Origin of the sequence: Streptomyces graminilatus, assembly GCF_001418565.1 — a bacterium.
GTDB lineage: Bacteria > Actinomycetota > Actinomycetes > Streptomycetales > Streptomycetaceae > Streptomyces > Streptomyces graminilatus.
In genome coordinates, this window is record NZ_LIQQ01000371.1 from 1 (window position 1) to 10,755 (window position 10,755).

Below are 10,755 nucleotides of genomic sequence, written 5' to 3' on the forward strand. Positions count from 1 at the left end.
CGGGAAAGGGCGGCGGGGGCGTGACCGTCCCGCGCGCGGGGCCGTCCGCCGGGAGGCGAGGCCCCGGAGGCCCGCTTATCGTGTTCGGGGGCGCCGTTCCGGTCCACAGCCGGGCCCGCCCCTGGAGGCAGTCATGCGGTCCGCGCACCGACGCCGCGCGCTCGCCTCGGCCGCCGCCCTCGCCCTGCTGGGGACGGGTGCGCCGACGGTGGCCACGGCGGACGACAACCCCGGCCTGGCCCGCTTCTACCAGCAGCGGATCAGATGGTCGGCCTGCCCCGCCGAAGCGGCGACGGACGGCATGTCCACGGGCGACCTCCAGTGCGGCAAGGTCACCGTCCCGCTCGACTACGCCAGGCCCGGCGGCGACACGCTCGACCTGGCGATGGCCCGCTACCGGTCGACCGGACCGTCCAGGGGATCCGTGCTGCTGAACTTCGGCGGGCCCGGCGACGCGGGCGTCAGCCAACTCGCCCAGGACGGCAAGGACTTCATGGGCCTGACGAACGACCACGACGTAGTCGCCTTCGACCCGCGCGGCGTGGGCAGGTCATCCCCGGTGAGCTGCGGCGAGGGCATGGACGCGGATGCCGACACGGATGTGACCGGTGGCGGCGGAGCCGGGAAGGATCCGCGTGCCGTCCTCGAACAACTACGCAGGGCCGCCCAGGCCTGTGTGCGCCACTCCGGGCCCGTCCTGCGCCACATGGGCACCGTCGACGCCTCCCGCGATCTCGATGTGATGCGCCAGGCCCTCGGCGACAAGAAGCTCAACTACCTCGGATTCTCGTACGGGACGCGCCTGGGCGCGGTGTACGCGGCCCAGTTCCCCAAGAAGGTGGGCCGGTTCGTCCTGGACGGCGTCGACACCCTCACCGAGTCGCTCACCGAGCAGGGCCTCGCGGGCGCCGCCGCGCAGCAGACCGCGCTGGAGGGCTTCCTCGACTGGTGCGTGACGGACATCGCCTGCCCGTTCGGGACGGACGCCCGCACCGCCCGCCGCCGGGTCGTCGACCTGGTCGCCTCGCTCGACCAGGACCCGGTGCCGACCGGCCACGACGGCCACTTCTCGGGCCAGGACCTGGTGGGCGCCATCGGCCAGGGGCTCTACAGCAGGCTGATGTGGCCGCCCCTGGAGCGGGCCCTCGCCTCGCTGGTCGATGCCGGGGACGTACGCGGGGTCATGGCGTTCGGCGGCTCGGGCGCCGCCGTCCCCGCCCTGCCCAGGCGGGCCCTCGTGAGCCAGAGCCCCACCGGTCAGTCCCCCTCCCCGGACTCCGACGGCGGGCTCGTCGACGAGGCGGACGTGCCCCTCGACAACTTCCCAGCCGCCCTGATGGCGGTCAACTGCGCGGACGACCCCGACCGGCCCGGCGCGGCCCGGATCACCAGGGAACTCGGCGCCCTGCGCGCCGCGTACGAGAAGGCCTCCCCGGTGTTCGGCCGCCACCGCCTCACCGAGGTCCTGACCTGCTACGGCCGTCCGAAGGGTACGGATTTCATCCGGACGCGGGTACGGGACGTGGCCACGCCGAAGATGCTCCTGGTGGGCACGCGCGGCGACCCGGCCACGCCGTACCGCTGGACCACGGAGACGGCGAAGCGGCTGGGTTCGTCGGCCGTCGTCCTCGACAACAGGGGTGAGGGCCACACCGGGTACGGGTCCTCGAAGTGCGTGCACCGGACGGTCGACGCGTTCCTGCTGGACGGCTCCCTCCCGGCCGACGGCAGTTCCTGCGCCCCGGACGACACCGGCTGAGGCCCGCGCGCTCCCGGTGCCCGGGCCTCACCGCTCCCCGTCCTCGCCCCTCCCCGCCGAAGGGGCGCCGAGAAGCTCCGACAGGCCGCGGTCGACGGCGTCGCCGAGGTCCTCCTTGCCCGCCGCCACGACGGCGAACGTACGGAGCAGGAACCGGCGCAGGGCCGGGGTGCCGAACTGGAGCAGGGCCAGGCCGTGCGGCGAGTGGAGTTCCAGGACCGTGTGCGCGGGACCGCACGGCCAGATGTGGACGTCACCGCTCCCGGCCGGCCGCCGGACCCCTTCCTCCAGCAGGCTCCGGGCGAAGGTCCAGCTCACCCCCTCGCCGTCGAGGGCGGCCTCGGCCGGGAAGTCGATGTGCACGGCCAGCGGATCCGTCGAGGCGTAGCGGAGTGTGGCGCGGACGGGGAGTTCCTGCTCCTCCGAGGTGATCAGGCATGCGCGCGCGGGCTGTTCGAGGGTGACGTCCATGGCAGTCTCCGCTCCCGTTCGGGCCGACAATGGCGGTGCCGACGCGTTGTGCCGACGTGGTGTTACGACCCCGAAACGGCCTCTGCGATTACACGGAATCCATGGCTATTAATGTGATCTGCATCACTGGGTCTCTTTGTTTTCCGTGAGGATCACGATCTGTCGGGCGATTCGGGGACAACCTGACGATGCACCCCGGAAGCACATCTACACGCATCGCACAAATGACCGTCGAACACGAGCGTGAATGAATGGGCCCTCAGTCCTGTCGCTCCATCAAGTCACGTACCGCGTCTACGACTTGCCTCAGCGAACGCGTACCGTTTCCACATCAGGAAAACCGTCCAAGAAGACACTGGCATATGCCAGAAGCACCACCGTCTCGTGTGTTGCCAAATCCCTTACAGGGCGTCGCAGGCTGTGCAACAGTCGTAACCGGTCCTTCCGTCAGCCTTGGTCGAACCGTCCCTTCATCGGAGTGCGTCATGCCGCCCCATCTCTCCGCGGACCGTCCAGCCGCCCAGCCGCCCCCGCGCGGCTCGGTCGAGGCGCTCATCACCCAGACCCGGCAGCTCAAGGGCGACGTGGACGCCGTACGACGGGACACCTCCGACGACGGCTCGGACCCGCAGGGACGCTGGCAGCGCGCCCTGTACGACCTGGCGCTGCATCAACTCAGCGACCTCGACGAGCATCTGGCCCAGTTGCGGGACGGCCCGCGGCACCTCCCCGAGGCTCCCGCCGCCGACCCGGCCGCCACCGCCCGGGTCGTGCCGACCGCTCCCCGGCACGACTCGCTCCTCAGCCGGGTCGGCAGCGCGGAGTGGAACCTCCTCACCGACAAGGCCAGTTGGTCCGGCGAGCTGTTCCAGATCCTCGGCCGGGACCCCGACGCGGACCCGCTCACCCTCGACGAGCTGCCTTCCCTGGTCCTCGACGAGGACCGGCCGAGGCTCACCGCGATGGTCACGGACTGCCTCATCGACGCCAAGCCCATCGACGGCGAGTTCCGCATCCTGCGGCCCGACGGCGACGTACGGACCGTGCACATGATGGGCGAGCCCATGCTCGACGCCGACGGCAGCACCGCCTCGATGTGGGCCGTGCTGCGGGATGTCAGCGAACTGCGCCGCAGCCAGCGGACGGTGAGCGAGACCCATGACTCTCTCCAGCGTCACCGGCACCACGCACAGTCCGAGCGCCGGCTCGCGGTCGAGTTGCAGGAGGCCGTACTCCCGCCGTGGCGCGGCTCGCTGCGGTTCCCGCACCAGGGACCGCAGGCCCTGGACCTGGCCGCCCGCTATCTCCCGTCCTCGACGAGCGCGCTGATCGGCGGCGACTGGTACGACGCACTCGAACTGTCCGACGGCGACACCCTGTTGAGCGTCGGCGACCTCACCGGCCACGGGGTGACCGTGACCTCGGGCATGGCGATGCTGCTGGGCGCGCTGCGCGGCATGGCCGTCGCGGGCACCCGGCCAGGTCAACTCATGACCTGGCTCAACCAGTTACTCGACGCGGCCGTCCAGCCGGCCCTGGGCAGCGCGGTCTGCTGCCGCTACCGGCCCGGGTCCCGTACTCTCACCTGGTCCCAGGCAGGACACCCCGCCCCGCTGCTGTTCCGCGACGGGACGGGGCGCGTACTGAACCCACCGGACGGCGTCCTGCTCGGCGCGACCTCGGGCGCCGTCTACGGACAGGCCGAGGAGACGCTCGAACCCGGCGATGTGCTCCTCCTGCACACCGACGGGCTGGTGCCCGGCCGCCGGGAGGGCACCGCCGCCGCACACCGCCTGCTCGAACTGGCCCCGCGCTTCGGCGAGGCCCGGACCGCCCAGGACTGCGTACGGGTGGTGGTCGAGGAGTTCGGCGAGACCGAGCGCGAGGACGACGCCTGCGTACTGATCGCCAAGGTGGCCCCCTAACGCCCGTAGTCCCCGCAGCACCCACAGCACCCACAGCCGGGGGCTATACCCGCCTGTTGGTGCCGCCGCCCCTCTTCACCTGCTTCGGCAGCGACAGTTTGATCTCCTCGCGGAGTTCGCTGATCTTCGGATAGCTGGAGTACTGGGCGGTGAGCCGGTACATCTGACGCAGCCGGTCCCAGGTGCGGTGGGACGAGTTCGAGCCCATCGACACCAGGGCCAACCGCGCGTATCCGGCGGCCTGTTCGGGGTCGTCCGCGATGAAGCAGGCGGACGCCATGGACAGGAAGTCGAAGATCTTCGACCGCTGCTGACGGTCGTCGACCCTCAGTTCCAGGGCCCTCTGGGCGTAGTACTGCGCCTGGACCGCCGCGGCCGGTTCGTGCTCGGCCAGGGTCCGGTAGGCCAGCGCCTGCATGCCGTACAGGTCCTCCGCGTTGAACATCTGCATCCAGCTCGGCGGCGGGACGTCGGACTTGTCGGAGACGAAGAGGTCCTCCGCCTGCCCCAGGGTGCGGCGCATCGCCTGACCGTGACCCATCGACGCCTGCGCCCAGGCCTCGACGGTGCACAGCATGGCCCTGGTGCGGGGCAGGGTCTCCTCGCCCGAGCCGGAGTTGGCGAGCTTCATGAGGTCGAGCGCGTCGTCGGGCCGCCCCAGGTGCACCATCTGGCGGGCCGCCCTGGAGAGCGCCTCCCCGGCGCGCGGCCGGTCGCCGCCCTCCCGGGCCGCGTGCGCGGCGATGACGAAGTACTTCTGGGCCGTGGGTTCGAGGCCGACGTCGTGCGACATCCAGCCCGCGAGGACGGCGAGGTTGGCGGCGACGCCCCACAGGCGCTGCTGGATGGGATCGGGATGCCGGTAGGCGAGCATGCCGCCCACCTCGTTGAGCTGACCCACCACCGCCTTGCGCTGGAGTCCGCCGCCACGGGCGGCGTCCCACTTCCGGAACACCTCGACCGCGGTCTCCAGTTCCTCGATCTCCTGCCACCCGATGGGGGCGGCCTCGTACCGGTCGAAACCGGCGGGATCGGCGTGCAGGGGATCGTCGAGAGCGGGTGCGTCGGCGGAGAGAGTCGGGTCGGTGTGCAACCAGTCGTGCATGGCACCGCTGAGTGCCGAGCCTGCGGTGAGCGCGACGCCCGCACCCACCAAGCCGCGTCGGTTGAGCATGAGGTCCATTCCCGTGAATTCGGTGAGGACCGCGGCAGTCCGATCGGGCGTCCACGGCACGCCGTCGGGAGCTTCCGCACTCCCGGCGCCCGGCCGTTTCCCCGCACGCCCGTGCCGGACCAGACCTAAGTCCTCTATGGTCACGACACGGCCGAGACGCTCGGTGAACAGGGCAGCCAGTACACGCGGCACCGGATCTCGCGGGATCTCCCCCGTGTCGATCCACCGCCGCACCCGTGAGGTGTCGGTCGCCAACTGGGGGTGGCCCATGGCCGCCGCCTGCCGGTTGACCAGCCTCGCGAGTTCGCCCTTCGACCAGCCGGCCAGGCCGAACAGGTCCGTCAGACGAGTGTTGGGTTGTCCGCTCACATCAAGCCCCCAGGTTCTCGGCTGAGTTGACAGTAACCGTCTGTCAGTTGCTGAGCGACTATTCGCCAGGGTTCGCCAGGGTTCGCCAGATGGTGTGCCACGGGCCGACGGGTGTCAGGTAGGAATGCGCCACCCCGACCCGGTCACCGAGGGACACTCCCCAGGGTGCGCCTGGGAGGCCGGGCCGGGTAGCGCACGACCGTCGCCGGCACACGAAGGGATCTGTTTCTCCCATGTACGCAGCATCGTCCTCCGTGTCCGCCCCTCCACGGCTGCCGCACCCCCGCCCCGGTGGCAGCGGCCCCTACCTCGACCCCGCACGCCCGGGGGCTCCCGTACTCGGTGCCGGCCGGGCGCGCCGACTGCCCGGGATCGGCACCCAGCCGGTCAGCGGCAGACTCGACCTCTCCGGGCCCCAGGGCGCGCAACTGCGCACGGCCATCGCGTCGGTGCACCGGATCTGCCCGGAGTTCACCCCGGTGCAGGTGCTGCGCCGCAGCGGACGCTCCGTACTCCTGGTCGGGACGACAGGGCGCAGCACGGCCGTCGCGAAGTGTTTACTGGACCACTCACCGGCGTGGGCCGAACGCATCCGGCACGAAATAGCCTCATACCGCTCGTTCGTACGGCACCGCCCGCCGGTGCGGGTACCCCGTCTGATCGCCGCGGACCCGGACAACTGCACCCTGGTCATCGAGCGGATGCCGGGCCGGGCGGCGGCCCTCCAACGGCATCCGGCCGACGCCCCGCCGCGTGCGGACATCAGGGCGGCGCTCGGCGCGATCTGCCGGCTCAACTCCTGGCGTCCGCCGGCGGGCACGTTCGACGCCCCGCTGGACTACGCGGCACGTATCTCCCGGTACCACGAGCTGGGACTGCTCACCGACCGGGACATGGGCGATCTCCAGAAGCTCGTGCACGGCATCGCGCACTCGGCGGGCCGCCAGGGGATGGGCCAGTTCTGCCACGGCGACGCTCTCCTGTCCAACATCCTCCTCTCACCGGCCGGTCCAGTGCTGGTGGACTGGGAGCACGCGGGCTGGTATCTGCCGGGGTACGACCTGGCCACGCTGTGGGCGGTCCTCGGTGACGCGCCGGTGGCCAGGCGCCAGATCAGCCAGCTCGCGCAGGCGGCGGGACCGGCGGCGCGGGACGCCTTCCTGGTGAACCTGATGCTCGTACTGACGCGCGAGATCCGTACGTACGAACTGGCCGTGCAGCGTTCGATGCACGAGCCGACCCCGGCGGTCCCGGGTCCGGCCCAGCCCGGTGCCGCGCCCTCGGGCGAGGAGCAGCGACTGCTGCTGAGGCGGCTGCACGACGACTGCCAGTTGGCCCGAAGGGCCGTGCGCGCGGCGGTCGGCACCCGCTGACGGGAGACGAGTGACGGGAGACGGGGGCCCGCGATGCGCCTGGACAGAGGCGCATCGCGGGCCTTCGCCGCGCCCGGGCCCGGCCTTCATGACCTCACCCTCACCTGACCTGATCTGGCCTGGACAGGCCGCCACGAAACTTCCGGTAACCCCAATTGACGTGGGAGATCTTGGGTCTCTGGGCATGATTGACGGATCGTCGGGCAGCCGGTGCCACGGAGGTGTGTTCCGGTCCCGCCCGCCGCGCCAATGCCCGTCCGCCTCTGGAGGCCGCCTTGCGAGGAACCGCGACCGACCCCTTGCGTCCCACCGATCCCGGGCACAAACGCCTGCGCCGAGCCGCCGGTGCGCTCGCCTCGGCGGCCCTGCTGCTGCCCCTGCTCGGCGCGGCCCCCGCCGACAGCGGCGCCTCGGCCACCCGGCTCCAGCGCGCCTTCGCCACGGCGGCCCACGAGTACCACGTACCGCAGAGCCTGCTGCTCGCCGTCTCCTACCTCCAGTCCCGCTGGGACACGCACGCCGGGGCGCCCAGCGTCACCGGCGGCTACGGCCCGATGCACCTCACGGACGCCCGTACCGCCCTCGGAGGCGCCCCGCACCACAGCGAGGGCGCGGAGGACGCGCGCGGCGACAGCGCCCGGCCGCCCCTGCACCCCACCACCGAGGTGCCGAAGGAGACCGAACTCCCGCCCCGGCTGCGGACGTTGACGAGGGCCGCCGAGCTGACCGGGCTGCCCGCGCGGCAGCTCCGCACCGACCCCGCCGCCAACGTGGCCGGTGGCGCCGCCCTGTTGGCCGCCGCCCAGCGGGACCTGGCCGAGCCGCTGAGCGCCGACCCGGCCGACTGGTACGGCGCGGTGGCCCGCTTCTCCGGCGCCGACGACACCAGGACGGCGGCGGCGTACGCCGATGACGTGTACGACGTACTGCGCACCGGCGAGGAGCGCACGACCGACGAGGGACAGCTCGTCGCTCTCGCCGCGCATCCCGAACTCGCCCCCGATACCGCCCAGTTGAGGCGCACCGGGCTGCGGAAGGCGTCAGCGGTGGGCACCGAGTGCCCGGCGGCGGTGTCCTGCGAGTGGATTCCCGCACCGTACGAGGAGTTCGGCCAGGGCGACTACGGCAACCACGATCTGGGCGACCGGCCGGCCGGCCAGGACATCCGGTACATCGTCGTCCATGACACCGAGGGCGCCTGGAACGGCGTACTGACCATGGTCCAGGACCCGACGTACGTGTCCTGGAACTACACGCTGCGCTCGACGGACGGGCACATCGCGCAGCATGTGAAGGCGAAGGACGTGGCCTGGCACGCGGGCAACTGGTACGTCAACGCCAAGTCGATCGGGCTGGAGCACGAGGGGTTCCTGGCGAATCCGGACGCCTGGTACACGGAGGCGATGTACCGGGCGTCGGCCCGGCTGGTGCAGTATCTGGCGGCGGAGTACGGCATTCCACTGGACCGGCAGCACATTCTCGGCCATGACACGGTGCCCGGTCCGACCACGTCGGCGGTCTCCGGTATGCACACCGACCCGGGCCCGTACTGGGACTGGCGGCACTACTTCGAGCTGCTGGGCAGCCCCTTCGAGCGTGCGGCTGGTGTCCGGGCCGACAGCGGTGTGGTAACGATCCGGCCGGACTACGCGTCGAACCGGCCGACGTACACGGGCTGTGTCTCCTCCGGCCAGGCCTGCGCGGCCCACGGTTCGAGCGAGGTGCGGCTGTACTCGCAGCCGGACACCGCGTCGGCGCTGGTCAAGGACATCGGGACCAACCCGCCGGACGGCACCTCCACGATCAACGTCAATGACGTCGGGGCACGGGCCTCCACCGGCCAGCAGTACGCGGTCGCGGAGCGCAGGGGTGACTGGACGGCGATCTGGTTCCTGGGTCAGAAGGCCTGGTTCCAGAACCCGGCCGCGAACCCGACCGCGGTGAACGCCACCGGCGCGCTGGTGACACCGAGGGACGGTCTGACGGAGATCCCGGTGTACGGCAGGGCGTACCCGGAGGCCTCGGCCTATCCGGCGGGCGTGCCCGTCCAGGCGGTCTCCCCGCTGCCGTACAAGCTGCCCGCCGGCCAGCAGTACGTGGCCGGGGAGAAGGTCCCCGGCGAGTACTACTACGCGGTCAAGTTCGACACGTCGTCGCACCGGGTGGTGGTCGGCAAGGATCAGTACTACGAGATCCAGTTCGGACACCGGGTGGCGTTCGTCCGGGCGGACGATGTGCGGCTTACGACTTCCTGAGCCGGGTTCCCGCGCCCCGCTTCAGGGGCGCGGGGCCGAGCCCGATGTGCGGCTCCGCCGCGTGGGCGCGACATGCCACAGCGAACCCGCGCACGCGAAACCGGCCAAGCGCTCAGACCGTCTGGCTCAGACCGTCTGGAAGAGCTCCGCGGGCAACGGCTTCAGCAGCGCGTACAGATCGTCCGTGATCGGACGGTCCCACGCGGCGATGGTCACCAGGACATTGTCGCTGCGATCGAACTGCACGCACGCGATGCGGCTCTCGGACAGCTTGAGGCGGCGCACGATGAGGAGGTTGTCGCCCTGCATCACCGGGACGTCCTCGGTGCCGACGACGGTGACCTCCTCCTCGTTCTCCAGGGCCAGCAGGAGCTGGGCCACCTCGAACGGGACCTCGTCGACGGCGACGTCACGGGCCGGTGAGCCCTCGGGCAGGTTGCCGATGACCATCGCGGGGCCACGGCCGCCGAACAGGTCGTAGCGCAGGAACACGCCCTGGCAACTGCCGTCGGGGGCGGGCAGCAGGCCCGCGCCGAGATTGCCTGGCCAGTCACCCGGATCCATGGCCAGAACATCGAAGTCTGGGCCGGCGGGAGTGGCGCTGCGGCGGCGGAGGAACGACATACAGCCATGGTACGTGTCCGCCCGAACCTCTGGTCCCGCGGGCGCCGTCCGCGCACGCCCGCGGTCAGCCCGCCCGCTTGTGCCGCTCGTGGTGGCGGGCGACGCGGGCCCGGTTCCCGCAGGCGGGTCCGCACCATTCCTGGCGTGGATGCTCCTTGAGGAAGTAGCGCACGCAGCGGGGCGCGTGGCAGGCCCGGAGCCGTTCCCGGTCCGCGCCGGCGAGAAACGCGACGGCGGCCCGCGCGAGCACGGACACGATCTCGCCCTCGCCGGGTACGCCCTGGTGGCGTACGACGGGTTCGGCGTCGTCGGCCCAGTGGAGCACGGGGACGGTGGGGGTACGGGCGGCGGCCGCGTTGAGCCGCCGCAGGGCCTCTGTCAAGGGCAGCAGCCGTGCCGCGTCCGCCGCGCTGGGTTCCCCGGGCCGCACCGCGCGGGCGAAGAGGGTCCGCACGGCGGTCCGCAGTTCCCGTACGGCGTTCAGGGTGGCCTCGTCGGCGACGAAGCCGTCCGTGTCGGGGAGGGTGTCGTGGTGGGCGCGCACCCAGGTGGTGAGGCCGGTGGTGTCGTGGAGGTCATCCGTGATGCCGCCGGCGCCGTCGTGGCGGACGGTGAGGGCGAGGTCGAGGGCGAGCCGTGTATCGCCGGTGATCGGATCCCGCATGGCCCTAATGCTAAACCTCGCCACACTCATTAGCCCAAGTTTCCTCGCCCCCGCCGCCCCTTCCCGTCCCATCCCTGGGGGCTCCGCCCCCAGACCCCCGCTTGTCGGCCTGAACGGCCTCGTCCTCAAACGCCGGACGGG

General features: G+C 71.6%; 8 protein-coding genes. 4 read left to right on the plus strand and 4 right to left on the minus strand.

Going from position 1 to position 10,755, the window contains the following annotated elements; genetic code table 11:
* Window positions 1-133 precede the first annotated feature (133 nt).
* On the plus strand, window positions 134-1,759 hold the full coding sequence (locus AOK08_RS29190) for an alpha/beta hydrolase (RefSeq protein WP_055531591.1): 1,626 nt from the start codon (window positions 134-136) through the stop codon (window positions 1,757-1,759).
* Between the two features lie 27 nt (window positions 1,760-1,786).
* Here AOK08_RS29190 and AOK08_RS29195 read toward each other — a convergent pair whose 3' ends face one another.
* Complete coding sequence (locus tag AOK08_RS29195; protein ID WP_055531593.1) at window positions 1,787-2,230, minus strand: SsgA family sporulation/cell division regulator; 444 nt, start codon at window positions 2,228-2,230, stop codon at window positions 1,787-1,789.
* Window positions 2,231-2,715: 485 nt separating this feature from the next.
* Here AOK08_RS29195 and AOK08_RS29200 point away from each other — a divergent pair, with 485 nt between their 5' ends.
* A complete protein-coding gene (locus AOK08_RS29200) occupies window positions 2,716-4,155 on the plus strand; it encodes a PP2C family protein-serine/threonine phosphatase (protein WP_055531595.1) in 1,440 nt (479 codons plus the stop codon).
* Between the two features lie 43 nt (window positions 4,156-4,198).
* On the opposite strand, the gene AOK08_RS29205 is transcribed toward AOK08_RS29200, so the two are convergent.
* Window positions 4,199-5,698, minus strand: coding sequence for a DNA-binding protein NsdB (locus AOK08_RS29205; protein WP_055531597.1), 1,500 nt, complete (start codon window positions 5,696-5,698; stop codon window positions 4,199-4,201).
* A 233-nt stretch (window positions 5,699-5,931) separates the two neighbouring features.
* Here AOK08_RS29205 and AOK08_RS29210 point away from each other — a divergent pair, with 233 nt between their 5' ends.
* The gene (locus tag AOK08_RS29210; RefSeq protein WP_055531599.1) at window positions 5,932-7,071 is read left to right on the plus strand and encodes an aminoglycoside phosphotransferase family protein; all 1,140 of its coding nucleotides are present in this window, start codon (window positions 5,932-5,934) and stop codon (window positions 7,069-7,071) included.
* Window positions 7,072-7,346: 275 nt separating this feature from the next.
* Entirely contained in the window at window positions 7,347-9,326 is a 1,980-nt protein-coding gene (locus tag AOK08_RS29215) for an N-acetylmuramoyl-L-alanine amidase (protein ID WP_055531601.1), read from the plus strand.
* Window positions 9,327-9,452: 126 nt separating this feature from the next.
* Here AOK08_RS29215 and AOK08_RS29220 read toward each other — a convergent pair whose 3' ends face one another.
* Both AOK08_RS29220 and AOK08_RS29225 read right to left on the minus strand, forming a co-directional pair.
* Window positions 9,453-9,950 (minus strand): hypothetical protein, encoded by a 498-nt coding sequence (locus tag AOK08_RS29220; protein ID WP_055531603.1) that lies wholly within the window; start codon window positions 9,948-9,950, stop codon window positions 9,453-9,455.
* 64 nt (window positions 9,951-10,014) lie between these two features.
* Window positions 10,015-10,614 (minus strand): CGNR zinc finger domain-containing protein, encoded by a 600-nt coding sequence (locus AOK08_RS29225; RefSeq protein WP_055531605.1) that lies wholly within the window; start codon window positions 10,612-10,614, stop codon window positions 10,015-10,017.
* Window positions 10,615-10,755: the final 141 nt, after the last annotated feature.